Origin of the sequence: Pseudomonas sp. NPDC096917 (assembly GCF_044762555.1) — a bacterium.
Taxonomy (GTDB): domain Bacteria; phylum Pseudomonadota; class Gammaproteobacteria; order Pseudomonadales; family Pseudomonadaceae; genus Aquipseudomonas.
This window is the reverse complement of record NZ_JBIWEO010000012.1, coordinates 35,299-61,892: the sequence shown is the minus strand read 5'-3', so window position 1 is coordinate 61,892 and position 26,594 is coordinate 35,299. Positions and strand designations below refer to the sequence as shown.

Annotated in this window: 18 protein-coding genes and 1 pseudogene; 10 read left to right on the top strand and 9 right to left on the bottom strand. The window is 57.7% G+C overall.

Annotated elements, in window-relative coordinates; all coding sequences use genetic code 11:
- Positions 1-8: 8 nt before the first annotated feature.
- Positions 9-6,647, bottom strand: a complete 6,639-nt coding sequence (locus ACIQYF_RS15550; RefSeq protein WP_402863366.1) for an NEL-type E3 ubiquitin ligase domain-containing protein — start codon at positions 6,645-6,647, stop codon at positions 9-11.
- Between the two features lie 505 nt (positions 6,648-7,152).
- On the bottom strand, positions 7,153-7,794 hold the full coding sequence (locus ACIQYF_RS15545) for an RHS repeat-associated core domain-containing protein (protein ID WP_402863363.1): 642 nt from the start codon (positions 7,792-7,794) through the stop codon (positions 7,153-7,155).
- A gap of 327 nt (positions 7,795-8,121) precedes the next feature.
- Between ACIQYF_RS15545 and ACIQYF_RS15540 the strand changes: the two genes are divergently transcribed.
- The 5 genes from ACIQYF_RS15540 (at position 8,122) to ACIQYF_RS15520 (ending at position 14,337) form a co-directional block, all read left to right on the top strand.
- Positions 8,122-9,876, top strand: a complete 1,755-nt coding sequence (locus ACIQYF_RS15540; RefSeq protein ID WP_402863360.1) for an ATP-binding protein — start codon at positions 8,122-8,124, stop codon at positions 9,874-9,876.
- A 2-nt stretch (positions 9,877-9,878) separates the two neighbouring features.
- Entirely contained in the window at positions 9,879-11,213 is a 1,335-nt protein-coding gene (locus tag ACIQYF_RS15535) for a sigma-54-dependent transcriptional regulator (RefSeq protein ID WP_402863357.1), read from the top strand.
- Positions 11,214-11,411: 198 nt separating this feature from the next.
- Entirely contained in the window at positions 11,412-12,737 is a 1,326-nt protein-coding gene (locus ACIQYF_RS15530; RefSeq protein WP_402863354.1) for an MFS transporter, read from the top strand.
- Positions 12,738-13,106: 369 nt separating this feature from the next.
- On the top strand, positions 13,107-13,403 hold the full coding sequence (locus ACIQYF_RS15525) for a hypothetical protein (RefSeq protein WP_402863351.1): 297 nt from the start codon (positions 13,107-13,109) through the stop codon (positions 13,401-13,403).
- Positions 13,404-13,716: 313 nt separating this feature from the next.
- Positions 13,717-14,337, top strand: a complete 621-nt coding sequence (locus ACIQYF_RS15520) for a flavin reductase family protein (RefSeq protein ID WP_402863348.1) — start codon at positions 13,717-13,719, stop codon at positions 14,335-14,337.
- Here the strand turns inward: ACIQYF_RS15520 and ACIQYF_RS15515 are convergent, their stop codons facing one another.
- Together ACIQYF_RS15515 and ACIQYF_RS15510 are read right to left on the bottom strand one after the other, a co-directional pair.
- Positions 14,338-14,580: a hypothetical protein gene (locus tag ACIQYF_RS15515; protein ID WP_402863346.1), complete on the bottom strand. Its 243-nt coding sequence runs from the start codon at positions 14,578-14,580 to the stop codon at positions 14,338-14,340.
- A 41-nt stretch (positions 14,581-14,621) separates the two neighbouring features.
- Complete coding sequence (locus ACIQYF_RS15510; protein ID WP_402863343.1) at positions 14,622-14,951, bottom strand: putative quinol monooxygenase; 330 nt, start codon at positions 14,949-14,951, stop codon at positions 14,622-14,624.
- A gap of 319 nt (positions 14,952-15,270) precedes the next feature.
- Between ACIQYF_RS15510 and ACIQYF_RS15505 the strand changes: the two genes are divergently transcribed.
- A complete protein-coding gene (locus ACIQYF_RS15505; RefSeq protein WP_402863340.1) occupies positions 15,271-16,200 on the top strand; it encodes an AraC family transcriptional regulator N-terminal domain-containing protein in 930 nt (309 codons plus the stop codon).
- Here ACIQYF_RS15505 and ACIQYF_RS15500 read toward each other — a convergent pair.
- Complete coding sequence (locus tag ACIQYF_RS15500) at positions 16,195-17,832, bottom strand: 5-guanidino-2-oxopentanoate decarboxylase (protein ID WP_402863337.1); 1,638 nt, start codon at positions 17,830-17,832, stop codon at positions 16,195-16,197. The two genes, ACIQYF_RS15505 and ACIQYF_RS15500, sit on opposite strands and share 6 nt — an antisense overlap.
- Positions 17,833-17,946: 114 nt before the next feature.
- On the opposite strand from ACIQYF_RS15500, the gene ACIQYF_RS15495 reads away from it, so the two are divergent.
- Positions 17,947-18,831, top strand: coding sequence for a LysR substrate-binding domain-containing protein (locus ACIQYF_RS15495; protein ID WP_402863334.1), 885 nt, complete (start codon positions 17,947-17,949; stop codon positions 18,829-18,831).
- Between the two features lie 50 nt (positions 18,832-18,881).
- Here ACIQYF_RS15495 and ACIQYF_RS15490 read toward each other — a convergent pair whose 3' ends face one another.
- Positions 18,882-19,499 carry an NAD(P)-dependent oxidoreductase gene (locus ACIQYF_RS15490; protein WP_402863331.1) on the bottom strand — a complete coding sequence of 206 codons (618 nt, stop codon included), beginning with the start codon at positions 19,497-19,499 and terminating at the stop codon, positions 18,882-18,884.
- Positions 19,500-19,542: 43 nt separating this feature from the next.
- A complete protein-coding gene (locus ACIQYF_RS15485) occupies positions 19,543-20,427 on the bottom strand; it encodes an MBL fold metallo-hydrolase (protein WP_402863329.1) in 885 nt (294 codons plus the stop codon).
- A gap of 105 nt (positions 20,428-20,532) precedes the next feature.
- On the opposite strand from ACIQYF_RS15485, the pseudogene ACIQYF_RS15480 reads away from it, so the two are divergent.
- A pseudogene (locus ACIQYF_RS15480) lies at positions 20,533-21,437 on the top strand (LysR family transcriptional regulator).
- Between the two features lie 317 nt (positions 21,438-21,754).
- Here ACIQYF_RS15480 and ACIQYF_RS15475 read toward each other — a convergent pair.
- Positions 21,755-22,648 (bottom strand): helix-turn-helix domain-containing protein, encoded by an 894-nt coding sequence (locus ACIQYF_RS15475; protein ID WP_402863326.1) that lies wholly within the window; start codon positions 22,646-22,648, stop codon positions 21,755-21,757.
- A gap of 262 nt (positions 22,649-22,910) precedes the next feature.
- Here ACIQYF_RS15475 and pobA point away from each other — a divergent pair, with 262 nt between their 5' ends.
- Entirely contained in the window at positions 22,911-24,095 is a 1,185-nt protein-coding gene (pobA, locus tag ACIQYF_RS15470) for a 4-hydroxybenzoate 3-monooxygenase (RefSeq protein ID WP_402863323.1), read from the top strand.
- A gap of 61 nt (positions 24,096-24,156) precedes the next feature.
- Positions 24,157-25,674, top strand: a complete 1,518-nt coding sequence (locus ACIQYF_RS15465; protein ID WP_402863320.1) for an MDR family MFS transporter — start codon at positions 24,157-24,159, stop codon at positions 25,672-25,674.
- Positions 25,675-25,764: 90 nt separating this feature from the next.
- On the opposite strand, the gene ACIQYF_RS15460 is transcribed toward ACIQYF_RS15465, so the two are convergent.
- On the bottom strand, positions 25,765-26,586 hold the full coding sequence (locus ACIQYF_RS15460) for an ATPase (protein ID WP_402863317.1): 822 nt from the start codon (positions 26,584-26,586) through the stop codon (positions 25,765-25,767).
- Positions 26,587-26,594: the final 8 nt, after the last annotated feature.

Here is a 26,594-nt window from a genome sequence, read left to right as displayed (position 1 = left end):
TGACTGACTCAGGGGGCTACCGAGGTGGCGCCCGTTGAAGGGGCAGGCTGATAGACCTGCAGGGTCAGTTGTTCAATCAACAGGTTGACCCGTTGATCCCTGACGATCGTAAGCTCAGCCCCCCTTTGCGACTCAACCTCAGGTGAAAGATCGGTTTCTTGGGAAAGTTGCACATAATCACGCTGATAATCGGCCTCAATGGCTGCGAAGCCGTCCGGGTAGGTGTTCATGAGAAAGTTACGCCAAAACTTTTCCTGCGTGATGGCGTGCATAAACGCCGGGCTGCCATCCATGGCCAAAATGCTGTCTCGTGCCGCTGCAATTTGCTGAGGTGTCACACCCGCTGTGGCCGCATACAGCATCGACCTCGCCTGAGTCGGTAAACCAAGCGCGTCCGCCAGCTCGATACGGTAGAACAGAATCACTTCAGCGGCATCAGGATTGCCCCCTTCCCTAACACGCCGTGCGACTTCGGCGCCCGACAAGCGATCAACTTGCCTCAAACGGAACAGACTCTTGGCCAGCCTGAACAGCTCAGCCTCACGCTGGACCTCACCCGCATTGTTATGGGCTTCGTGAATCAGCACTGCAACTTCCATGTTTTCCAGAAGCACCATGGCGCCGTCACCACAACTGCGCTCTTCACGGAAGACCCTGTTGAGCAGGGATTCGCGCAACGCGGTGTCGGCCAGCATTTGATCAATCAGTGTCCATACCCGATTTGTCAGTCGCGCCCACACCTGCGGCGTCATCTTGTTGCGGTCGTTGGCAAACAACGCCAAGGTCCCGAAAAACTCACTTACGCTCTCCCCTGCCCCTTGCAGTAATTGCCACTGTTGCGTTCTGGTTGAGGTTTGATCCGCCGTGAAATCGAGGGATAACCAGGGCGAAACATCATTCATCGTTACCTGTACTTGAGCATTATGGTTAACCAGATCAAGTGCATGAGAGATCGCCGGCCCGTAGCCAAAATCACTGTTGCCATGGGCCCAGTAAACAATGATGCGATCACGACTCGAGTCATTGATCGGGTTCCCGGAAATAGTAGTCACACGATTGGCGCCTGCACTCCAATCAGGCTCAAACACAGCGGGCGAGATGTTGGTTATCGCGTTGTTCCTCAGACCCGCCCACTCCACATGAGTGAGTGTCCATAAACCATTCGGCCACTCTGTAATCCCGGTATTGTTCAGGTTCAAGCTGCGCAAGTTCTGCAACTGGCTGACGTCCGGTGTGATGCCCAAGGGATTGTTACTCAGGTGCAGTATTTCCAGGCTTGAATGATTTGCCAGTTGCTGTGCCGTTTCTGGCGTCAGGCTAATGCGATTGCCCGTCAGATCAAGGGCGGTCAGGTGAGGCATGTCAGCAATTGCCGACGGCAGGCTTTGAAGGCGATTACTGGACATCCCCAGCATGCGCAATTGGGTGAAACTGCTGAGAAACTCATTCGATCCACTGCGTAAGTTCATATCCTCCATGCGCAATACGCTGACATGACTGAAATCGCCAGACAGGGCCGGAAGATCACCCACATCAAGCCCGGCCAAATTGAGTACGTAACCGATTTCATTGCCATCTTCTGCCAAGGCAATGTCGGCTTCACGGCGCCAGGCCCGCTCAATTCTCTCTCTGACCTGCTGTCGGTGGCCCGGAGCAGCCATCCCCATGTGACTCGTGCCAGAAGGATAGAGCTGGACTTGCGCCCAGGCTTGCAGTTGGCCTTGCAACATTTGAAACTCCGTGTGCCTCTGCGCCAATGCCGCCTGCCGTTCGGCCTGGGTATTGCCCAGCCCGTCCAGCAAGCTGATCGCCTGTTCATAGCTCAAGCTTGGGTACAAAGCCCGCGCTTCGCGGATCATCGACAAAGGGTGGCTGGAGTTGTTGATGGTCACCGTCAGCGGGTAAGCGATAAACGAGCTATCGATATTCATCGGTGGTTTACGCGGCGGCGCGGGCGGCGCCAGGCCTAGCAGTGTTGCCATGCTGGCTCGTTGCGCGATGGCCAGTGCCCGGATCTTTTGGCTCAGGGTTTGAGTGTCACTGGCATCCTTGACCTTGATCGCCGCCAGTTCAGTGGGGGTCAGCACATGCAGAATGGACGACAACAGATTGTTGTCATTGGTCGACTCCGGGTTGAGCGCATGGCCTTCAGATGACCAGGCCCGATAACGGCCCTCGTGCAGAACCAAAATCCGAGGCGTTGGGGCATCCGCCGCGCCAATGCGGTCAAGCACCTCGCCGCTCACATGGTCGCGATGAACCTCAATACTCAGCGTGCTCGGCCACCCCGGCAGAGATTGCAACAGATGCAGCGTGAGCTTTTCGCTGTCCGGCGTGGCCGTGGCGTCCAGATATAAGCCTTCGTAAGCGCGGGCCAGCCTGATCTCTTTGGCCGTCCACTGTATTTGCTCAGTGACGCGGGGCGGCACCAGGCCTTTGTCCAGGTAGTGTTCGCGTTCTTTTCCAGAGGTGTGAAGGATCAACTGCTCGATGACGCTTGTCGGTAACTGCGGGTGATTTTTTTGCACCAGCGTCACGTGTGGGTCTGCGCTGTGTTCCAGGCTTTCGTACACCGACCTGAATAAATTGGCTTCACGTTTTAGGGCGTGCGCGGCGATTTTTTTAGCCAGTGCGAGCATCCGGGTCTCAATGACCGGGCTGTATTCGCCCACTAACGCACGGGTATCGGCCTCGTTCAGGTTCATGAGCAAGGTGCGCAAAAAACCGCCATTGCGTGTGGCGTCGATGGAAAGCCGAATCCGCGGCAATGCACTGTCCAGATCAACGCCATACTCTTTTAACGTAGTGCCTTGTGCATCGACAATCTGCAGCACTTTGTCACGCGGCCAGCCCGGCAAACTTTGAATCAGCAACAATTGAAAATCACTGCGCGCCTCAGACAATGTGTGGTGGGCCTGCAGTTTATGGACAAAGCCCTTGATGTCTTGCTCGATCTTGAAACGCTTCCAGGTGTCCATCAACAACGGCGGCGGGGCCAGATTGTTCATGTGCACCTGACGCAACACCCCTTCATCGGTGTTGCTCACCGCCAGGATCTGCTGCCCCACCTCATCGCTGAAGGTGGTCGGCTCGGCGCGTAAGCGGCGTAATAGCTGGAGCCCTTCCCACTGCTGCGGGTTCTCTATTTGTTGACGCCAGGCGCCTTTGTAGTTGTGTTCCAGAACAGGGGTGTTCACCCCCGGCTTATCGGGGTGAACCATGCGCCACTTGTGCACCGTCGGGTCAAATGCGACTTGGTAGACCGCACCATACAAGGACACATAGTGCTTACCCTGTATTTCGTAAAGCCCAAGCTCACTCGGGTTGTGCCCTGCTGGCAAGGAGACCTTGCGTTCGTACTGGGCCGTGGTTGTGTCCCACAGGCTGACCTCCCCATTCGCCTGACGATTGGCGAGCATGGCATCGCCCAGGTGTTTGCGCACACCGTCGACACCGACACCGCTCTCCATGCCCAAGGTGCTGCGCTCTTGCTCGCCAAGAAACCAGGTGAGCGCCAGAAAAAAGCTGTCCGGGGTCAAGCTAAACGTGACCATCCCACCGTCACCGCGACTGGAAACCCCGTAAACGCCATTACCGTGATGCCTGAGCGCCACGGTGGTGTCCGTTGGCCCGGTATGCACGTAGGCCGGCATGTCGGCCTCAGTGATCACTAATCGACGATTCAGCGTGTCGTGCAAGGCCCCCCGGGCAAATTCACGCACCCAATGGTCACTGTCCTGGTTGAAGACTCGGCGGTGATAAATACCGTCCAGCGCCTGATCGACCCGCAGTTTTATTTTTAGCCGATCGGCGGCCTCGGCAAACGGCAGAGGCTGAGCGTTATGCTCCAATGCACGGGTGACCTGCGCCGCGCTGAACGGGTGTGCGACCAGTAACGTCTCAAGGCACTCAATCGACAAGGATGGGTTGAGCGCGTGCAACTTGGCCAACAACGCAGTGGTCGAGTCTGACAGGGGCGCAGACAGCAACGGTAAATACTTTCGGGCTGGGTCTGAACTGGCCACGGGATCGCTGCGCTTGTGCCCTTCGAGCCCGGTGAGGGCCTTGAACAACAAGGGCCTGTCCTCATGAGCCAGGTTGGCTATTTGCTCGCGAACAGAGGCAATTCTGCCAGCCTTGCTGATCTCGGGATTGCCCTCACGCCCCAACGGTGAGGTGGCCGGCAGTTGATCAAGAATCAAGGTAAACAACTGCTCCACTTCAGCGCTGCCTTGGGTGGCATCGTCCTTGGCAACATAGCTGCCATGATCCAGGCGCTTAAGCTCGACGTGCCGCTCAAGTGATCCGGGCTGCAGATCAGGGCCCCAGGTTTCAATCAACTGCCCTTGCTGGTTGAACACATCAAGGACAGTGTCGACAGGCCAGTGGGGCAATTGGGTCAACAGGGCTAACACCGCGCTGTCTGCGTTTTCAGGCATTTCACCGCGCAACGGCAAGTCACTGTTGATCCGATCAATCAGTTGATCAGCCTGCAAGCGGCGAACGCCCTCGGCCAACGGCCCCGGAACCAGCCCGCCTTGCCACACAGCCAGCAACTGCTCCCGGGAGGTACCGGTAATGCTCAGCATCCGCTCTATGTCCACAAGGGCCGAGTCGGGCGTGTCCCCTGGCAACATCCGCTGCAACAACTGTTTAGCATCCAGCGCTTGAACATCGTCCAGCACCAGGCTCCAGCGTTGCCGGGCGGGATCGAATTTCACAGACGGCTTGAACGCCAGCGGGGTCTGCGTTTTCAGTACGTAAGACTGGGACTGAGTGTCGAAGATGACTTCAATCGCCAACGTCTGATCACCCTCTTGAAACTGGGCGTACAGCTTGCCATCACGCGCGTAAAGGCCCTCGGAAGTGGGCGCCAGGTTATCGAGTGCGCCCGGCTCCAGGTGCGGATAAGCCTTCAGATCCGGATGCCACAATCCGACAGAACCGTCAGCTTGAGTGACCTTGCGCGGTTGGCCCACGGTGTTCCATAGCGTGAGCATACGCTGGCGGTGGACCTTGGCGGCCACCCCGATCAATCGGGCATTGATTAACAGGTCTGCGGTATCGGCCAAGGCACTGGCGAAAGTGTTGGCCTCACCTTTGATGGCTTCGCTCACACCTTGCGCCAGGCTGTAGGCCAAAGAGCCGAAAACGGCCGCCTGCATGATCGCATTGAGGCCCAGCACCCCTCCCGGTACAGGCGTGGTCAGCAAACTGAGCACTTCACTGCCCAGATCGCTCAGCGCCTCTTTGAACGCTTGCCAATCGCGCACCGATTTACTCGTCGCCAATTGGCTCAAGTTAGCGCGATAACGGTCCAGTTGACGTTTTGTGATGACTTGCGCAAGGGGCAATGACGCGCGGTCATCGACCTCGATATACAGTTGCAAACTGTCCAGGTCAGGCTCGGGAAACACGCCTTTGAATGCGTCATACATCACACCGGCCAACCAGGTCAGCCCTTCAGGCCTGGGCTCCTTGCTCAGCAACTTGCTGAAAAAACCAATGTCTTTCAACGCCAGTTGGCGCATAAACCAACCTAATTGCCCTTTGCCATGATCCGTCTTGAGCTGTTGTCGAAAATGGGACAACGCGCGGGGGGCATCCACATGCCATAACAACGCCCCGCCCAACCGCTGCGGGAAATAGCTGAAAACACCCTTTTCGTCTTCGACCTTGATGATGAACAGCGGGATGGGCACCTCGCCATACCACACGTGGTTAAAAGGGTCTTCGTTGCCAAACAGCAACTGATGATTTTTGCCCCTGGGCCCGGGTCCATGAATGACCATGTTTTTTTTAGTCAGGCTCATTGAAACCGGCCAAATGTGCGGGGGAGTTTTCCCCTTCAACATCAAGAACAGTTTGTCGTGCTCTCGGCTGAATATTTTTGAGTGCTGCCTGTTACGTAACGCTTCCAGCAAGTCGAATTCCAAGCTGGCACGCGCCACGGCCCAGGTACTTTGAGTCAAAGGCCCACTGGTGCCGATCGCCTGCTCCAGCGCAGCGCTCAAGCGGGTCCCTAAATCGAGCTGGCGCACAATCGCGATGAACGGCCCCGCCGGTTGGCCTTTCAAATCACTGTTGTAATCAATGTAACTGGCTTGCTCATAGCTAAAAGGCTTGAGCAGCACGGAGTCGGTGCGGTAGCTGAAGTTCTCGCACGCCGCCTCCCACAAAGACACCGACTTAACGTGCTCTTTAAACCTGGACTCATCCACTGCGCGGCGCGTACGCGGGGGGCTGAACGTGAATTTGGAATCCTGAGCGGCGCTCTGCTCACCGCCCATTCGCGCCAGAAACTCAATCAAATCCTCCTCAACATTTTCACGATAGCGGGTATAAATCCGCGCCTGCTCCGGGTCGATATCGACCCCCAGGAGCGTTTTCAGCGCGCTCTTGAGCTGCGCCATATGAGTGACCTTGAACGTGTCTCTTACGAGCGAGAGCTCATAGTCCAGGCTCTCCATCGCCAATTGGTAGTTTTCGAAAAGCTTGGGATAGCGCTTTCTTTGCTCAAGCGTCAGTGCAGAGAAGTTTTCTTCATAAATGGCTGATAAATAAGAAATGGCTTCTTTCTGAGCCCACTGTGTACTGGACAGAAGCAACGGTGCGCGTTGGCGAACCGGAGGAAATTGTGCGGTCATTAACATGACTCCGTTGGGTGATGCACCAACGTAGCAACCCCGACTTCAAGACCTGCACTACATAGATAAGCCACTGAAAAAGCGCTGCCGCGCACACCCGGACTGCGATCTATAGCGCTTGGGTCAGAGCGGTCCTGGGGAAAGGAATGCTTTTAGAGGCAGGCTTATTGGTCGATGAGCAATCACCACCACCTGCCTGTCGCCAAACGATAGGTGGCAGTTGGACACAGGTTGGCGAACCGGGCAAATGAACCGACAGCCCCGGTCGCCATTACGGCGACCACCGCACTATAAGCTTAAGAATGGCAAGGCCTCACTCGGCACCTCTAACGATTGCCGTTAAATAACTCGGTGGCTCAGAAGCATCGTCTACTGAACGATAACTAATCCCTGCACGATAAGAAGGCAATGCAGCAGAACTATAGTATTTAACCTGGTCAGCCACTGTCCGTGTTTCATTGAGTATCATACGTGCGTACTCAAGTTCCTCCCTGGAAGCGTCAAGTCAACTTCCGTATTTTTTAGTGCCTTTCTCCAGAATTTTAGAACGGGACTTTGGAAAAAAACCTGACCCCAGTTTTTGCTTATATATGTCCGCTTTATTAATCAGAGATGTATTTTTGATATCCCTATGCCGGACTAACTCGCTCATCAGGGAAATATCATTATCTAAATTATTCAAAACAGTCGCTTTGTCGCCATACACACCCCCATCGTCAAGAATTCCATACTTTTTTCTCAAAAAAATAGTGAAGCCCGCTGAATCCAGCGCCGCGCCCTGGGTTTGTCGAGCCTGCGCCAAAAAAGCAGTCACCCAATTTGTCCCCTCCGGATCCACGCGCCCAATTGGATTACCTGAACAGTAGGCATACGCGTTAATTCCCCCCTTACCCAATGGACTCAAGCGATCCGGGCTGTTAAACCTCATCAAGACAGGGTTATAAGCGCGATAACCATTACCCAATAAATAATGACCTGTGAGCGAATCAAACTTTTCACCATTGAAACCCAGCAACGACATTAATCCGGTGTGTGCAGGGTGATGGCCATACTGTGAATAGGCCAATCTGTGCTCCCCTTCGGCACTCGACAGGCTCATGACAGAGCCTTGAATATCAGTCCCTAATAAAACAGTGGCACGCGGCATGCCATATCGATGTCGTCCCAATAAAAGATCGCCGTGCTGAAAAACACTAAACAGTGAAGCACCCTGACGCTGCGTGACTAATCGATTGTTGTTATAAAAAACTGTTTGGCGACCTCATGTGCCACACCCCAACTCGACACCCTGTCTAAAGGATCATAGGAATATCGGCCTAAAAACACTCTCTGGGGGGACGCCATCGGGTATGCCTAAGAATAAATAATGAGCCATCAGCATTGAGATATTTTCAGTATTTGCCTACTGGTACATCTGATAGGTCGACCGCCGCCATGCTATGGTTTGCGCCCCATAATCGAGCCCCTCGTCGCTATGCCTGTGACTTCCCGCTACCTGCGCCTGGCCTTGTACACACTGCTGATTTTGATCGGAGCAGCTCTGGCTGGCGGCTGGGCAATGCATCAGGCCGAACGCCATGCACTGGAAGAAAGCGCCAGGCGCGGGCCCGAGCAGCTCAACTTGTACGCCAACTCGCTGCACACCTTGATTGAACGCTATCGCGCCCTGCCCGCCGTACTGGCGCTGGACGCCGAGTTTATTGCGGCCTTGAGCGGCCCGATCAACAGCGACGTGCAATGCGCCCTCAATCGCAAGCTGGAACGAATCAATGGCGCAGCGCAATCCTCAACCCTGGAGTTGATGGACCGCACAGGGCTGGCCGTGGCGGCCAGCAACTGGAATACCTCCAACAGTTATGTGGGCCACAACTACGCCTTTCGCCCCTACTTTATGCAAACCCGGATCAAGGGCAGCGGCAGCTTTTATGCCGTAGGGGTCACCTCCGGGATTGCGGGCTACTTTTTATCCAGCGCCATCCATGACGCCCAAGGCCAGTTTTTAGGGGCGATGGTGGTCAAGCTGGAGTTCCCGCAGTTGGAGCGCGAATGGAGCCAGGGCAACGACATTCTGCTGGTCAGCGATGCGCGAGGCATTGTGTTTATCGCCAATCAACCGGGTTGGCGCTATCGCTATTTACGGCCGTTGTCTGACGTGGACCGCAGCGAAATCTCTAACACTCGCCAATATGACAAACAGCCGCTGACGCATATGAAGACGCGCACCTTGCGCAGTTTTGATGACAATAGTTTTCTGACCCGCACTGAGGGCCCCGACGGCCCGCAAGATTATCTGTGGGAGTCGTTGCCGCTCAACACCGAAGGCTGGACGTTGCACCTGCTGCGGCGCCCGGATATTTCAGCTGAAGACAGCCGCAATGCCGCATTGGCGGGGATTGGCCTGTGGCTGACGGTGGTATTTTCAGGGTTGTTTTTGCTCCAGCGCTGGCGCCTGTCGCGCTTGCGCCAGCGCAATCGTGAAGAGCTTGAACAATTGGTCGACGTTCGCACCCGCGATTTGCGCACCGCGCAAGACGGCCTGGTGCAGTCGGCCAAGCTGGCGGCGCTGGGGCAAATGTCCGCCGCCCTGGCCCATGAAATCAATCAGCCGCTCACTGCCCAGCGCATGCAGTTGGCTACGATGCGCCTGCTACTCGATCACGGCCGCATCGACGATGCCTATAAAGCCCTGATCCCTCTGGAGCACATGCTGACGCGCATGGCGGCGCTCACCGGGCACCTGAAAACCTACGCCCGACAAAGCCCCAGCGGCATGCGCGAAAAGCTCGATCTGGCCAATGTGGTCGATCAAGCCCTACAACTGCTGGAGCAACGCGTGCGGGAAGAAGCCATCGAGCTGCACGTTGAATTGACCCGCCCGGCCTGGGTGCGCGGTGACGCCATCCGTCTGGAGCAAGTGCTGATCAACCTCCTGCGCAATGCACTGGATGCCATGCGCGACACGCCGCGCAAACGCCTGGAGATTCGCATCGAGGCCGATCAGCAGCTGTGGCACTTGATAGTCAGCGACACAGGGGGCGGGATTAGCGAGGAACATTTGGGTAAGATTTTCGACCCGTTTTTCACCACCAAGCCTGTGGGTGACGGGCTGGGACTGGGATTGGCGGTGTCTTACGCCATTGTTCACGAACTCGGCGGTCGCCTGACGGCGAGTAACCATGCCGAAGGCGCACTGTTTACGCTGACGCTGCCTATCGCACAGGACGATTGAAGATGCTCAATTCGGTGATCGTGGTCGATGACGAAGCCAGTATTCGCACGGCAATAGAGCAATGGCTGAGCCTGAGCGGGTTTGAGGTGCAACTGTTCAGTTGCGCCGAAGCCTGCCTGAGCCAGCTATCCCCGCATTTTGCCGGGGTTGTCGTCAGTGACGTGCGCATGCCGGGCATGGGCGGTCTGGCTCTGCTGACGCGCTTGAAGCAACTGGACCCGGATCTGCCGGTCATTGTGCTGACCGGGCATGGCGATGTACCGATGGCGGTCGAGGCCATGCGCGATGGCGCTTACGACTTTCTGGAAAAACCCTTCAGCCCCGAAGCGCTGCTCAGCAGCCTGCGGCGGGCGCTGGAGAAGCGTCAACTGGTGCTGGAAAACCGCCGATTGCATGAGCAGGCCGGCCTGCGCGAGCAGATCGACGGGCGCTTGCTGGGCGTGTCGCGCAGTTTACAAAAACTGCGCCGTCAGATCATCGATTTGGCCCCCTTACCGGTCAACGTGCTGATCCGGGGCGAAACCGGCAGCGGCAAAGAGTTGGTCGCGCGCTGCCTGCACGACTTTGGCCCGCGGGCAGACAAGCCCTTTGTGGCGCTGAACTGCGCGGCGATTCCGGAGCAACTGTTTGAGGCCGAATTGTTTGGCCATGAAAGCGGTGCCTTTACCGGCGCGCAAGGCAAGCGCATCGGCAAGCTCGAATACGCTGACGGCGGCACGTTGTTTCTTGATGAAATCGAGAGCATGCCGCTGGCCCAGCAAGCTAAATTGCTGCGGGTATTGCAAGAGCAAAAGCTTGAACGCTTAGGCTCAAACCAAAGCCTTCATGTGGATTTTCGGGTGATAGCCGCCACCAAGCCCGACCTGCTCGATGAAGCACGCGCCGGGCGTTTTCGCGAAGACCTGGCGTATCGCCTGACCGTGGCTGAACTGCGTCTGGCGCCGCTGCGTGAGCGGCGCGAAGACATTGCATTGCTCTATGAAGCCTTTTCCCGCAGTGCGGCCGAACGAATGGGGCGCAACGCTGCGCCATTGTCCAGGTCGCAGTTGTCGCATCTGCTGAGCCACGACTGGCCGGGCAACGTGCGTGAACTGGCGAACGCCGCAGAGCGACATGTAGTGGGCATGGGCGATCCGCAGCTCGACGACAGCGATGCAGGTCCATCGCTGGTGGCGCAACAGGAAGCTTTCGAGGCGCAATGTTTGCGAGCGGCTTTGAGTCGGCACAAAGGAGACATCAAAGCGGTGCTCAACGAACTGCAACTGCCGCGTAGAACCCTGAATGAAAAGATGCAGCGGCATGGCTTGGTACGTGAAACGTTTTTGAGCAGCGAATAAGACTTACTGGCTTTGTGCGAGCGTACCCGTCGGCGGATTTGCGCTCATCCCTATCGCCCAGCCAGCGGATTCCCGCTCACTTCCTGATGGAAACCCCTGTAAATAGGGCGTTTAAGCCTTGGCACAAGTTCTGCTATAGCCCCCACACGCTCGCGTTTACCGCGCTATAACAAAACCAAGAAAACAAGGATCCATTCAATGGATAACTCAAGCACCCTGACTGCCGGGGCAGCGTCTTCTGCACCCATCAAAGTAAAATCCACCTCCAGCCGGATCAAATCCATTTTCAGTGGTTCGGTCGGCAACATGGTCGAGTGGTACGACTGGTACGTCTACGCCGCGTTCTCGCTGTACTTCGCCAAGGCCTTTTTCCCCAAAGGCGACACCACGGCTCAACTGCTCAATACCGCTGCCATTTTTGCCGTGGGCTTTTTGATGCGCCCGATCGGTGGCTGGCTGATGGGGCTGTACGCCGACCGCAAAGGCCGTAAAGCCGCATTGATGGCCTCAGTGCTGCTGATGTGTTTCGGCTCGCTGATGATTGCACTGTCGCCAGGATACGAAACCATTGGCGTCTGGGCTCCGGTCCTGCTGGTGTTCGCCCGCTTGCTGCAAGGGTTGTCGGTGGGTGGCGAATACGGCACCTCGGCCACTTACCTCAGTGAAATGGCCACGAAAGAACGCCGTGGCTTCTTCTCCAGCTTCCAGTACGTGACCCTGATCTCGGGTCAGCTCATTGCCCTGGGCGTGTTGATCGTGCTGCAACAAACCCTCACCGAAGAACAGCTGTACAGCTGGGGCTGGCGGATTCCGTTTGTGATCGGCGCGCTGTGTGCGGTGGTCGCGCTTTATCTGCGTCGAGGCATGGAAGAGACCGAGTCGTTTAAAAAGACCAAGGTCAAGCCAAAAGAAAGCGCCATGCGCACTCTGCTGCGTCATCCAAAAGAACTGATGACCGTGGTCGGCCTGACCATGGGCGGTACGCTGGCCTTTTACACCTACACCACGTACATGCAGAAATACCTGGTGAACACGGTCGGGATGAGCATCTCCGACTCCACCACGATTTCCGCCGCTACGCTGTTTCTGTTCATGTGCCTGCAGCCGCTGGTGGGCGGTTTGTCTGACAAGATCGGGCGTCGTCCGATTCTGATTGCCTTCGGCGTTCTGGGCACGCTGTTCACCGTGCCGATCCTGACCACGTTGCACACCATTACCACGTGGTGGGGCGCGTTCTTCCTGATCATGGCAGCACTGATCATCGTCAGCGGTTACACCTCGATCAACGCGGTGGTGAAGGCAGAACTGTTCCCGACCGAGATTCGCGCGCTGGGTGTTGGCTTGCCTTACGCACTGACAGTGTCGATCTTCGGTGGCACCGCTGAATACATCGCGCTGTGGTTCAAAAGTGCAGGCATGGAAACCGGATACTACTGGTATGTGACGGCGTGTATCGCCTGCTCGCTGCTGGTGTACGCAACCATGAAAGACACCCGCACTCATTCTCGGATCGAGACGGACTAAGCACCCGCGCGCCCCCCAATTGGATCTTGCATAAGCACTCGCTTGTGCAAGGTCATCAATGCCCCTCCTCCCCTCTCTAGTTCTCTCAACGCTTGAAAGCCTTCGCCCAGAAGGTCGTTTTTTACAGAATTAATTGTCAGTTAATTCTGAAAGCTCACTCTCTCCTTAAACAAAATCTCTATTGGCAGGCACGTTCGGTGTGAGCATTTCTCACTCAATACGCCCTGTGAAACAGCATCGAGAGCGGACAAATATATCTAATAAATAGATATTTATACGCCAAATTATGCGCTTTTTAATCGGATTGATCGGCGTAACATTCAATCCATAGACAACACAAACCTCATCACGAAACACAGGAGCACCCTCATGAAAACCCAATTAATCCTCGCCGCAGTCCTGTCAGCCCTGGCTTTCAACACATTTGCCGCTGATGGTTTTGATCGCACTCAGTCTTCGAGCTTTGCTGAGGACGGTTACAACAGCACTCGCTCGGCAACCTTTGCAGAAGATGGCTACAACAAAACTCACTCGGCAACCTTTGCAGAAGACGGCTACGACAAAACCCATTCGGCGACCTTTGCAGAAGATGGCTACGACAAAACCCACTCGGCAACTTTTGCTGAAGATGGCTACGATCGCACCAAAGGCGCCAGCATCAGCTAACACCTGACGATGGCATCCCAGCCCGGCTTCGGCCGGGCTTATTTATTTTGGAGGGAGGGTTTATCAAGATCACACGCCAGATCAAAAGCATCGCGCCCCTCAAGAGCGACGGCAGCTCCAACCAAAGTCGGGGCGGGTTGGACCTTTTGAAGAAAGTGAGTCGCCGAAAGGCTAAAAGCGTAAAAAAACGATGGGCATCAGGCAGTCAAGTACACGATCTTTTCCCGCAAAACGGCTAGCCCGGCATTTGTGTTCATGGAAAATGGCTTGCACTATATAGCCCCTCTATCTCAGCTGTTTGCGGAAGCCTTCCATGCATGACGATACCCACTTTTACGAGCCATCCCAGGGCCACGGCCTGCCCCATGATCCGTTCAATGCGATTGTCGGGCCACGCCCGATTGGCTGGATTTCGTCGCAGGATGCTCAAGGTCGGCTGAATCTTGCGCCGTACAGCTTTTTTAACGCGTTTAATTACATCCCCCCCATCATTGGGTTTTGCAGTGTGGGCCGCAAAGACAGTCTCAATAATATTGAGCAAACCGGTGAGTTTGTCTGGAACCTGGCCACCCGACCTTTGGCCGAGGCGATGAATCAAAGCTGCGCGCCTGTGGGGCCCGAGGTGGATGAGTTCGCATTGGCGGGCCTGACGACGGTCGCCTCACGCGTGGTGAGCGTGCCACGAGTGGCCGAAACACCGGTGTCGTTTGAGTGCAAGGTGACGCAGATTATTCAGTTGCAACGCGCCGACAAAGAGCCGGTGCCAAGCTGGCTGATTCTGGGAGAAGTGGTCGCGGTGCATATCGCCAAGCACCTGCTTAAAGACGGGATTTACGACACGGCCGCCGCCGAACCGATTTTGCGCGGCGGCGGTCCGGCAGATTATTTCCAGCTCGGCCCAGAGGCGTTGTTCAAAATGCACCGCCCACGCTAACTACCAGACCAACTCGCCGTCTTCAGTGACGTCCTGCAGGTTTTTCAGGTGGTGTTCCGCTGCGGCATCGGCTGCCGTGGCGGTTGCAAAGGTCTGGTCGATCAGGACTTTGTGAAAGCGCGGCGCTCCACCTTCGTACAAGGCTTTGACCGCAATCGCTGCGTTGTAAGCACCCGGAACACCCAGTTCTACCGGGACAACCGCCGATACTGCTTCAAATTGTGCAAATTCTTTACGCGCCATGCTTCACATTCCGGCCAGTGAAAAGGCGGCATTCTACCCGCTTAACTGGCCTGCTGGTGTATTTGGGCAGACGCTTGCTCGTTGAAGGTCTGAAAGTCCAGGCTGTCGACCACTTGCTGGTTGAGCAGCACACTGAAGACGTCCATAAGCGGTGAATTGAAGTACGCCTGCATCGCACGCTCACTCTCCCAGTAACCGCAGATATGCCACAGCAACGGGTCACTGTCGCAATGCTGCAGGGCAAAGTGCAGGCAACCGGGCGTTTGCCGCGACGGTTCGATCAGCGGGCTCAAACAGGTGTGGACCTGAGCCGAACACCCGACGCGAGCGCGAACCAAAGTCAGATGACTGACAGCCGTGTGCTGTGGCATGAAGGCCTCCACAAAGGAAAGTGACATTAGAGGGGAGGTTCAAAGCTTAAGGCCCCGCGCCCGACGCCGTTAGTCGATTTCTGCCCAAGGCTTGCACGATTCTGCAAAACCTCGTCTTCGCACTTCGTCACCTGTTAACAGGCCGCCCGCCCCTCAGATCAAGGTTTCGAGCAATACTCCACGTCTACCACGCCATCGCCAGGCGCTTAACACCTGGCACTCGCAGGATCAGGCAAGCCTTGGGCAGAAATTGGCTACCCCCTCGCCTTGCACAAACTTAAGCTGTGCCTACACCGCGTCTGTTATGAGGAAACGTCAAATGTCACTGCAGGAACCGCCGCGACCCGCGCTCGACCCCGCACTTGAAAAACAGCGTGTGGAACTGGCCGACCTGATTTACCGGCACACCCACGACGACGGTACGTTCGAAACGGGTATTGAGGCACTGTTTGTGTCGCGCTACTGCCAACCCAGCGGTTTTTCACCCAGCCTGCCGAAACCCGCGCTATGCATCATCGCCCAGGGCCGCAAAGAGGTTCGCTTGGCAGATGAGTACTTTGCCTACGACCCGCTCAACTACCTGGTGGTTTCGGTGTCGATGCCCATCAGCGGGCGCGTGGTAGAGGTGTCTTGCGAGAAACCGATATTGGCCTTGCGCCTTGATATTGATCCGACAGAAATCACCACTTTGCTCAATGATGCAGGCCCCATGGGCGTGCCTTCGCAACCTACCGGGCGCGGGCTGTATGTGGAGCCCATCGACCAAGCGATGCTCGACGCCTTGTTGCGCCTGGCGCGCCTGCTCGATACGCCGAAAGACATCGCCATGCTCGCCCCCCTCATTCGTCGCGAGATCTTGTATCGCTTGTTGCGCAGTCCGCAGGGTTATCGCCTGTATGAAATTGCCAGCGAGAACAGTCAAACCCACCGCGTCAGCCGGGCTATTTCGTGGCTCAACGGTAACTTCGAACAACCGCTGCGCATCGACAACCTAGCCCGTGAAGCCAACTTGAGCGTGTCGACGCTCCACCACCGGTTCAAGGCCGTGACCGCCATGAGCCCGCTGCAGTACCAAAAGCAATTGCGCCTGAACGAAGCTCGGAGACTGATGCTCAGTGAGGGGCTAGACGCTTCGGCGGCAGGTTATCGCGTGGGTTATGAAAGCCCTTCGCAATTCAGCCGCGAATACAGCCGACAATTTGGCGCGCCACCGGTACGGGATCTGGCGCGCCTGCGCATGAGCTTATGACGCCAGCGACTGCTGCCAGTGCTGCTCGTCGATTTCAATCAGGGTCGGCCCTTGACGGTCGGCCGCAGCGGCCAACGCAGCGCGCAATTGTGCTTGGCCCTCGACGGTCAACGCCGTGCACCCCAGCGCTTTGGCCACGCCGATAAAATCCGGGGTGTAGATGTCGACTCCGACCGGCTCGATGGCGCGATTGAGCATGTATTTTTTGATTTCGCCGTAGCCTTGGTTGTTCCACAGCAACACGATAATCGGCGTGCGCGCTTCAACGGCACTGGCCAGTTCTGACAGGGTAAATTGCAAACCGCCATCGCCGATCAGGCACACCACCGGGCCCGCGGGCTGGCCCTCAGCGCAACGCCCCAGCCACGCGCCGACAGCTGCCGGCAAGGCGTAACCGAGGGTGCCGTAACCGGTTGATGAGTTAAACCAGCGGCGTGGCTGCTCCGGGTTAAAGGTCAGGTTGCCCGTGTACACCGGTTGGGTCGAATCGCCCACGCACACGGCATCTGGCAATACGTCGAAAACCGTCTGCAAGAAGTGGGTTTGCGCGAGGGTCGGCGCATCCCAGTCCATGGCCAGTTCAGTACACAAGCGGGCGGCCCGCGTCGCCCCCCAGTCAGCCGTGCGCTCAGGCAGGGGGTGTGCGTTGATGCACGCCAGCAATGCTTCGGCGGCCAGTCGGGCGTCGGCCACCAGCGCCAGCGCGGGCGTGTAATTGCGCACGGTCTGGTCAGGGTCAATGTCGATGCGCAGCAAAGCCCCGGGAATTTCAAAGCCACCGGCAAAGGTCACGTCGTAATCGGTTTCGGCCAACTCGGTGCCTATTGCCAACACCACGTCAGCCTCTGCCACCAAAGCCCGGGTCTTGACCAGCGTTTGGGTCGAACCGATCAACAGTGGGTGAGCCGAAGGCAGCATGCCTTTGGCATTGATGGTCAGTGCCACTGGCGCTCCGAGACGCTCAGCCAATTGCAACAGCGCCGGGGCCGCGTCGATCGCCCCGCCGCCCGCCAGAATCAGCGGGCGCTTGGCGTGGGCCAGACGCTCACTCATCTCCTCGACGGCAGCGGGCGCGGCACCAGGACGCTCGATATTGACCGGCTGACGGGTGAGCAAGGCATCGGCGTTTTCTACCAGTACGTCCAGCGGGATTTCAATATGCACCGGCCGTGGCCTGCCCGCCTGAAACAGGGCAAAGGCGCGCGCCAGCACGCCCGGCAACTCGGCAGCCGACATCAGGGTGTGGGAAAAAGCGGCGACGCCGGCCACCAGCACACTCTGATTCGGCAATTCATGCAACTTGCCACGCCCACCCCCCAACTGGCTGCGCGACTGCACGCTGGAGATCACCAGCATCGGGATCGAGTCTGCGTAAGCCTGCCCCATGGCCGTGGTGATGTTGGTCATGCCCGGTCCGGTGATGATGAAACACACCCCCGGCTTGCCGCTGGTCCGCGCATAGCCATCGGCCATAAAACCCGCGCCCTGCTCGTGGCGCGGGGTCACGTGGTTGATTCGCGAACCGGCCAGCCCGCGATACAGCTCGACCGTGTGCACGCCAGGGATGCCAAACACCTGCTCCACCCCATACGCTTCCAGCAACTTGACCAATACTTCGCCGCACGTTGCCATGTGTCCTGACCTCTTCTTGTTCTCAAGTAATGAGCCATTGAAGCGAGCGCGTGTAGCGTGCACAACGCAAACCTGCTCATACTAGCCATGTCCTGGACTCATGGCTGACCTCACATGAAACGCCTCCCGCCGCTGCCCGCGCTGCATACCTTTTTGATTACGGCCCAATGCTGCAACTTCACCCACGCCGGTGAACAATTGCACATCACCCAAGGCGCGGTCAGTCGACAAATAGCCGGGCTCGAGGCGCATCTGGGCTACCCCCTGTTTCATCGACTGGCCCGCGGCCTCAGCCTGACCGAACAGGGGCAGGCGCTGTACCCGCGAATCGAGCAGGTCTTTGACTTGATCGGTGAAGCCGTCGAATACGCCAGCATCCGCCGCTCCCCCCTGCAAATCAAAGCGCCGACCTGCATGCTGCGCTGGCTGCTGCCCAAGCTGATGCAATGGCAAAAACTGCGCCCGGACGTGCCCGTGGAGCTGACCAGCAGCGTGCAGCACGGGGTCGATTTTCGCCACGAAGCCTTCGATGCCGCCGTGGTTTACAGCCCGCAACCGGGGCCGAAACGTGTGGGGCAACACCTGTTTGAGGAACTGCTGACCCCGGTCTGCGCCCCGCATTTACTGGAAGGCCGCGATGCGCTCAATTCTTTGAGCCAGCTTGAGCACCACACCTTGTTGCACCCCAGTCGGGACCAACGGGACTGGGCTCACTGGCTAAGTGTGGCCGGGGCAGACGCCTCAATCATTCGTCAGAGCCAATACTTCGACACCCTGGATCTGGCCATGACAGTGGCGGCGCAAGGTAACGGCGTTGCCATGGGTGACTGGTCATTGATAGGCGATGACTTGCAGGCCGGGCGGCTGGCGGTGCCCTTTGATTTGAAGGTGCACACCGGCGCGGCCTACCTGCTGGTGAGTTCACCGCGCAGCGAGCCTACCGCGCCTTTGCGCGAATTGATGGAGTGGCTGGTGTTGCAGGCCGAAAAACAGCCATGACCATTAGCCGCTACGCCGCCTGCGTCAGCGGCTACACAGTCAAAGCAGGGTCAATAACCTACGGTGAACCGCTGACGCGAGTGCTTGGGCTGCTCGACCTCATCCAGCATGGCGATGGCGAAGTCAGCGAAGGTGATCCAGCTTTTGCCTTCGGCGCTGACCAACAGGTGGTCTTTGCCCAGACGGAAGGTGCCCGTGCGCTCGCCTTCAACAAATTCGGCCGACGGCGAAATAAAGGTCCAGTCCAGGTCTTTTTCGTGGCGCAACGTTTCCAGGTACACGCCGCCGGCCGATGCTTCTGGCAGGTATTCTTTCGGGAAGCCCTTGCTGTCGATGACTGGGGTATTGTCCGGCAGTAACAGCGACCCCGCGCCGCCTACAAACAGCAGCCGTTTCACCCCGGCCTTTTTCACCGGCTCGATGATCGCTTCTGGTTTCAGTGTCGAAAAATGCGCGGCGCTGAGCACCACGTCACTGCCGGCTAGGGCCGCTTGCAATGCCTGAGCGTCGTTGACGTCAACGTCCTTGGTCACGACATCTGCACGTTGGCCGATGTTGGACGAAGCATGACGGGCAATGGCTGTCACGTGATGACCACGACGCAGCGCTTCTTCCAGCAGTTGGCCACCCGCACGACCGGTGGCTCCGATAATTGCAATGTTGCTCATGATGTTCTCCTGTTGGATGGGTTTCGTAGGGGCCAGCGTTGAATCACCACTTCATTTCACCTTTCGCCACTTTGGCGCTCAGTTCCAACGAAGACGCTTCACCCAGATTCGGGTAGCGTTTTTTCATCGCACCGATCAGCTCATCCGAGTTCTTGGCTTTGAGGGTTTCCTCATCAAATGCCTTGATGTAATCGCGAGTGAAGGTCACTGAGTTTAATGAATGGTCGTTTTCGCCCAGGTAATGCCCCGGCACGACAATACTCGGTTGCAGGCTGGTGATGCGTTTCAAGGTGGCCAGCCATTGCCGGTGCGACTGCGGGGTCTGGGTGTCGGCCATCCACACGTGCAGGTTGTCGGCCACGACCACGCCACCGACCACCGCTTTAAGCGATGGAATCCAGACGAAGGTACGCTCTGGCTGCCGGCTGGTCAGCCCGACGACATCCAGTTCATGGCCTTCAAGCACCAGAGTGTTGCCTTTCATGACCTGCGGCACGATTAACCGGCTCGGCGCATCGGCGCCCATTTTCGGCCCCCAGAACGCCAGCTTGGCGTCTTTGGTCTGGTTGATGTGCTCAACGGTTGGAGCCGTGGCCAGCACACTGGCATCAGGGAAAGCCTGGGTCAGGGTTTCGAGGCCAAAGTAATAGTCCGGGTCGCCGTGGCTGATATAGATGGTCGTCAGGTGCTTGCCACTGGCGCGGATTTTGTCGACCAGTTGCTGGGCCTGCGCCTTGGCAAACTGCGCATCGACCAGAATCGCGTCTTTCTCGCCGCTGACCAGCACTGACGACACAGGGAAAATCGCCTCGGCGCCGGGGTTGTAGACGTCCAGGGTCAAGGGTGCCGGGGCCGCCGCCGCATGCGCAGCGAAGCCCAGAGCGACAGCGCTGAGGCAGAAACGGCGAAGAGCAGAAAATACGGTCATGGATACGTCCTGAGGCTGGGTCAGCGATGGACAGAGCTTAGTCGCACAATAGGCGACAAAAAATGCGATGCTCAGACATAGTTTGTTTCAGTAATCGGGCAAATCATGGATCGTCTTATCGCAATGCGGGTATTTGTCTCAGTGGTCGACCTGGGTAGCCAGTCTGCGGCAGCCGATCACCTGGACTTGTCACGCCCGTGGTGTCTCGCTATTTGGCAGAACTCGAAGCGTGGGTGGGCGCGCGCTTGATGCATCGCACCACGCGCAAACTGAGCCTGACCGCCGCCGGTAATGAAACCCTGCCCCGCTGTCGGCAGTTACTGGAGCTGGCAGATGACATGCAAGCCGCCGTCAGCGTGCCCGATGATGCACCGCGCGGGCGGTTGCGCATCAGCGTCAGCACCTCGTTCGGCCAGGCGCAGTTGGCCACCGCCGTCACCGAGTACGTGCGACGCTACCCCGACGTGTGCATTGACCTGCAAATGCTCGACCGCACGGTGAATCTGGTGGATGAGCGCATCGACCTGGCGATTCGCACCAGTAACGACCTGGACCCGAGTTTGATCGCTCGCAAACTGACCGTTTGTCGCTCCGTGCTGTGCGCGGCCCCCCGGTATTTGCGCGAGCATCCAGCGCCGCAGCAGGTGGACGATCTCAGCCAGCACAACTGCCTGAGCCACTCTTACTACGGCAAGAGCCTGTGGCATTTCACCGCTCATGGCGAAGCGGTTTCGGTGCCGGTGCAGGGCAATATCAGCGCCAACGAAGCCAGCACGCTGCTCAGTGCCACCCTGGCCGGGGCGGGCGTTTCGCTGCTGCCCACTTATCAGGCCGGGTGCCACGTTCGCAGCGGTGAGTTGGTACGCCTGTTGCCAGACGCTGAACCGTTGCCGATGAACATTTACGCGGTCTACGCCTCGCGCAAGCACATGCCTGCAACCTTGCGCAGCATGCTCGACTTCCTGGCGGAGCGTTTCACTGAGAATCCTGCGTGGGACACAGGCTTGTAAGGCGTAGTCCATTTGGAGGATGACGCTGCGCATGTCCGCTCGTACAACTGGCATGGCAAGTGGAAGGGTCTGAGCTAGTCTCAAGGGTGTGAAGTCTAGGTCTGACTCCGATAGTAAGAGGAGAGATGAAAGCCATGACCACTAAAACAAAAACCAGATGCATGACCTTTTTTGTCGTTTTAGCTGCTGCTGTCCTGTTCGCTGGCGCGTGTTATCGCGCAGAGCAAACACGGTTATCAACAGGATTGGCCGCCAGTTGCTATGGCGGGCACTGCAACGCAATGTTCAGCGCTCTGAGGTAAGGATGCTTTAGAGCATCAGACCGGGCTGACGCTGTCAGTCCGGTCTGTTCGAAACCCGCTGGGCGAGGTGCCCGTCAGGCGCCGGAAGAACCGTGCAAAATATGCCGGGTCGACAAACCCCAGGCTATCAGCCACTTCGCTGATACTCATGGGGGTATAGATCAAATGACGCTTGGCCTCCAACAACAGCCGCTGATGAATGATCTGCAAAGCCGACTGCCCTGCCAGCTCGCGGCAGATGCTGTTGAGGTGCGCCACCGAAATCCCTACCCGATGTGCCAACTGCTCAACGCTGGGCTGTTCGCGAAACAGCGCCTCGACCTGCTGATTGAACAGGTTCAGGTACTCACGCCCGCGTTGCGGTATCTGCCGGGCTTCACGGCGCTGAATAACCTGACGCGTGACCCACACCAACAACACGCTGATCAGTGATTGCAGGAGCATGTCGCGGGCAGGCTGGGCGCTGACATACTCACTTTGCACCGCGCTGAACAGGCTGTTGAGGTAGCTCCGATCCTTGCCCGCCGGATAGCTGGCAACCCGCTGCAGGGCACTCATCGAGCCACCTAACTGCGCTTGCAGTTGCGCCACCAGCGGCGCGGCCAGGGTCAGCACAAAACCTTCAACGTTGGGCGAAAACTGAAATCCGTGCACGCACAGCGGCGGGATCACCTGAATCGCCGACTGCGCCAGTTCATGGTATTGACCTTCAATTTCGACCCGCGCACGGCCTTTGTGCACGTACAGCAACTGGCACAAATCAGCATGCCGATGGGTGCGTATTTCCCAGTCATGGACACGGCTGCGCAACGAAATGGTCTCGCAGTGCAGGAGATCGGGGCTGAGCCAGTCCTGCTGTTCGCCGTACAGCTTGAACACCGGGATCGACGCAGGGGTAGAGGCGGTCATGGGGCACAACCTGTAGAGGTGTGAATGGGCCGATAATCGCACCAATTAGCGAAAAATACCGGTAATAGCGCATTTATCACCTTCATTTGCCACGCTCGCAAGCGAAAAATACAAGCACAAATGATAAAAACCACTTCGTCCTGTAGTGCGAAGCCGGTGTGGGAGCTACCGATGGCTGAGATCTTTCAAGAGCAAAAGATCGCAGCCTTCGGCAGCTCGCACGAGGTTGATCACGTGACGACGCTTGCGAGAGAGAACAACAATGAAAACTCAAGTCGCTATTATCGGTGCCGGCCCTTCAGGGCTGCTGCTCGGCCAACTGCTGCACAACGCAGGCATTGATAACGTCATTCTCGAGCGCCAGAGCGGTGACTACGTACTCGGCCGAATTCGCGCCGGAGTGCTGGAGCAAGGCATGGTCGACCTGCTGCGTCAGGCCGGTGTCAGCCAGCGCATGGACGCCGAAGGCCTGGTGCATGATGGCTTTGACCTGGTGCTCGATGACCGCCAGGTCCATATCGACCTCAAGGGTCTGACCGGCGGCAAAAGCGTCATGGTGTATGGCCAGACCGAAGTCACCCGCGACCTGATGGCCGCACGCGAAGCCGCTGGGGCGCAAACCCTGTACAACGCCAGCAACGTGCAACCGCATGGCTTGAAAACCGATGCACCCTACGTGACCTTCGAAAAGGACGGCGAAACCTGGCGCCTGGACTGCGACTACATCGCCGGTTGCGATGGCTTCCACGGCGTCGCGCGTCAGTCTATTCCCAGCGATGTGCTCAAAGTCTTTGAACGGGTGTACCCGTTTGGCTGGCTCGGCGTGTTGGCAGACACGCCACCGGTCAACGATGAACTGGTGTACGCCAAACATGAGCGCGGCTTTGCCCTGTGCAGCCAGCGCTCTGCCACCCGCAGCCGCTATTACTTGCAAGTGCCCCTCGAAGAGAAGGTTGAGGACTGGTCGGATCAACGCTTCTGGGACGAACTGAAGGTCCGCCTGCCCTCCCCCTTGGCCGAGCGCTTGGTGACCGGGCCTTCAATTGAGAAAAGCATCGCGCCCCTGCGCAGTTTTGTGGTCGAACCCATGCAGTTCGGGCGTCTGTTTCTGGTCGGTGACGCCGCGCATATTGTGCCCCCCACTGGCGCCAAGGGCTTGAATCTGGCAGCCAGCGATGTCAGCACACTGTTCAACATTCTGCTTAAGGTCTACGCCGAGGACCGCACCGATTTGCTGGAGCGCTACTCCGAGATTTGTCTGCGGCGTATCTGGAAAGCCGAGCGATTCTCGTGGTGGATGACCTCAATGCTGCACCGTTTTGCCGACAGCGATGATTTTAGCCAGCGCATTACCGACAGCGAACTGGCGTATTTCGTCGACTCTGAGGCCGGGCGCACAACCATTGCAGAAAATTACGTCGGCCTTCCTTACGAAGCTATCGAATAGCGACCTATCGAGTACACTTCGGGCATCCCGCCACATGTCTTGATGCCCGCAGGTGTATTTCGTGACCAGCCTTAACCCGCCCCCACAAGCCAAACCCGCCATTCGCAGTATCCTCGTCGCCCTGATGCTGGCGATTTTTCTGGGGGCGCTGGACCAAACCATCGTTGCCGTATCGATTCCCGCCATCTCTGCGCAATTCAAGGATGTCAGCCAGCTGGCGTGGGTGATTTCCGGCTACATGGTGGCCATGACCGTGGCGGTGCCAATCTATGGCAAGCTCGGCGACTTGTACGGCCGCAGGCGCCTGATGCTGTTTGGCATGGGCCTGTTTACGCTGGCCTCGGTGTTTTGCGGGCTCGCGCAGAACATGGAGCAACTGGTAGTGGCGCGGATCCTTCAGGGGATTGGCGCCGGCGGGATGATTTCGGTAAGTCAGGCGATCATCGGTGACATCGTGCCGCCTCGCGAACGCGGGCGTTATCAGGGCTACTTCAGCAGCATGTACGCGGTGGCCAGTGTCGCCGGGCCGGTGCTGGGTGGCTACATGACCGAATACTGGTCGTGGCGCTGGGTATTTTTGATCAATTTGCCGCTGGGGCTGGTGTCGTGGTGGATCGCGCATCGCACCTTGGTCGGGCTACCTGTCCCACAACGTAAACCGATAATTGATTACCTCGGCACGGTGCTCATGATTGTCGGGCTGACCTCATTGCTGCTGGGTATCACCTTTATTGGCCAAGGCCACAGTTGGCGCGACGATCAGGTGCTGGGCCTGCTGGCGGCTGCGTTGGTGGCGCTGGCGCTGTTTGTCTGGCATGAGCGCCGCAGCCCTGAGCCGTTGCTGCCCATGCACCTGTTCGCCAATCGCAACGCAGTGCTGTGTTGGTGCACCATTTTCTTCACCAGTTTCCAAGCCATTTCGCTGATTGTGCTCATGCCGCTGCGCTACCAAAGCATCACCGGCGCCGGCGCCGACAGTGCGGCCCTGCACTTGTTGCCATTGGCCATGGGGTTGCCCATGGGTGCCTACTTTGCCGGGCGCATGACCTCTGTGACCGGATATTACAAACCCATGATTCTAGGGGGGGCGGCGCTGATGCCGCTCTCTATTGTCGGCATGGCCTTATGCCCACCGAGCGCGGAAGTATTGAGTGGCGTGTTTATGCTGCTCAGCGGGATCGCGGCAGGGATGCAGTTTCCGACGTCCCTGGTGGGCGCGCAAAACTCAGTGCAGCAACACGATATTGGCGTCGCCACCAGCACCACTAACCTGTTCCGCTCGTTGGGCGGCGCGGTGGGCGTGGCGCTGATGTCGGCTTTGTTGCTCGCGTTGCTGCATGATTCATTGCTGGCGCCAGCGGCGGGTCAGCCGCTGCTGGGTGAAGGCAGTTCAGGCAATGTGTTGCTGGACGGACTCAACGCCGTACAAGGCCCGGCGCTGGATAACCTGCGCAGTGAATTGCTGATGACCTTCCGCACCTTGCTGCTGGTCAGTGCCGCGATTTCACTGCTGGGACTGTGTGCGGCGATCACGATGCCGAACAAGGTACTGCGTGGGCGCGAAGATAAGGCGAAGTAATGCCTGAGCGGGCTTGCCAGCGAGGCAGGCGATGCGGTTCTTCTGTTAAGTCGCGCCGATACCGTGGCGGGCAACCCTGTGCCCACACGATTAAGGCCGGCCGCTGATTTGCTTTTGCAGGTTCTGGATCTGGCTTTGCAAGGTGTTGATGTTGCGTGTCACTTGGGCACGGAACACGTCGAATTCTGCTGTGCTGGCTCCTTGCGACGGCGCCGGGCGGTTTTCCAGCTGGCTCTTGAGCACGATCATGTCTTGCTCCAGGCTCGCAACCGCAGCGCTCGGATTGCCCTGTTTTTTCAAGGCTGTGACGTCACCTGCCTGCTGGGCGACGGTAGCTTTGAGGGTGGCCAACTCAGTGCCCATGGCTTTCAGATCGGTCTCAAACCTGGTCTGGTTTTCTTTCTGTGCGGTCACTTGCAGCAACATCGCGGCGTTGATTTGCTCAAAACGCTGGTCCAGATCCCCTTGCTGCCCTGCCACCAGGCCTTGTTGGTGTTTGCCCTGCTCCAGGAGTTGCTCTTCAAGCTGCTTGATCTTCAACTTCAAGGCTTCGCTGTCGTTGTTGATACTCGACTCGCTGGCCACGACCTTGCCTGAGATGGCCTGCAGACGCCCCGCCGCTTCTTCGCTGATGCGAGCAAAGCTTTCCTGAGTCGCCACCAACTGTTGTTCCATCAAAGAAATCTGCTGAAAGCTCCACCACGCCAACCCGCCAACCGCGACCAGCAAGGCCACGATCAATGCCCACAGAGGCCCCGTGCTCGGGCCCTTGACCTTGATCACAGGCGTATTGCGCGAGTACACCGTGGTGCGCTCGCGCGCGCCGCCGGTCGAGGCCAGGTCATCATCGTCATCCGCATTGGCACGCAGGGTCGGAACATTGTCGAAGTCGTCACGAGCATCGTTACGCATGGCAAAAC

Excerpts from the sequence above, each read along its gene's own strand:
- ACIQYF_RS15485 (WP_402863329.1), bottom strand. The coding sequence starts at position 20,427 with ATGACCGTATTTTCTGCTCTTCGCCGTTTCTGCCTCAGCGCTGTCGCT.
- ACIQYF_RS15535 (WP_402863357.1), top strand. The coding sequence starts at position 9,879 with ATGCTCAATTCGGTGATCGTGGTCGATGACGAAGCCAGTATTCGCACG.
- ACIQYF_RS15510 (WP_402863343.1), bottom strand. The coding sequence starts at position 14,951 with ATGCCACAGCACACGGCTGTCAGTCATCTGACTTTGGTTCGCGCTCGC.
- ACIQYF_RS15500 (WP_402863337.1), bottom strand. The coding sequence starts at position 17,832 with ATGGCAACGTGCGGCGAAGTATTGGTCAAGTTGCTGGAAGCGTATGGG.
- ACIQYF_RS15490 (WP_402863331.1), bottom strand. The coding sequence starts at position 19,499 with ATGAGCAACATTGCAATTATCGGAGCCACCGGTCGTGCGGGTGGCCAA.
- ACIQYF_RS15550 (WP_402863366.1), bottom strand. The coding sequence starts at position 6,647 with ATGACCGCACAATTTCCTCCGGTTCGCCAACGCGCACCGTTGCTTCTG.
- ACIQYF_RS15540 (WP_402863360.1), top strand. The coding sequence starts at position 8,122 with ATGCCTGTGACTTCCCGCTACCTGCGCCTGGCCTTGTACACACTGCTG.
- pobA (WP_402863323.1), top strand. The coding sequence starts at position 22,911 with ATGAAAACTCAAGTCGCTATTATCGGTGCCGGCCCTTCAGGGCTGCTG.
- ACIQYF_RS15460 (WP_402863317.1), bottom strand. The coding sequence starts at position 26,586 with ATGCGTAACGATGCTCGTGACGACTTCGACAATGTTCCGACCCTGCGT.
- ACIQYF_RS15515 (WP_402863346.1), bottom strand. The coding sequence starts at position 14,580 with ATGGCGCGTAAAGAATTTGCACAATTTGAAGCAGTATCGGCGGTTGTC.
- ACIQYF_RS15545 (WP_402863363.1), bottom strand. The coding sequence starts at position 7,794 with ATGCCGCGTGCCACTGTTTTATTAGGGACTGATATTCAAGGCTCTGTC.
- ACIQYF_RS15525 (WP_402863351.1), top strand. The coding sequence starts at position 13,107 with ATGAAAACCCAATTAATCCTCGCCGCAGTCCTGTCAGCCCTGGCTTTC.
- ACIQYF_RS15475 (WP_402863326.1), bottom strand. The coding sequence starts at position 22,648 with ATGACCGCCTCTACCCCTGCGTCGATCCCGGTGTTCAAGCTGTACGGC.
- ACIQYF_RS15520 (WP_402863348.1), top strand. The coding sequence starts at position 13,717 with ATGCATGACGATACCCACTTTTACGAGCCATCCCAGGGCCACGGCCTG.
- ACIQYF_RS15495 (WP_402863334.1), top strand. The coding sequence starts at position 17,947 with ATGAAACGCCTCCCGCCGCTGCCCGCGCTGCATACCTTTTTGATTACG.
- ACIQYF_RS15530 (WP_402863354.1), top strand. The coding sequence starts at position 11,412 with ATGGATAACTCAAGCACCCTGACTGCCGGGGCAGCGTCTTCTGCACCC.
- ACIQYF_RS15505 (WP_402863340.1), top strand. The coding sequence starts at position 15,271 with ATGTCACTGCAGGAACCGCCGCGACCCGCGCTCGACCCCGCACTTGAA.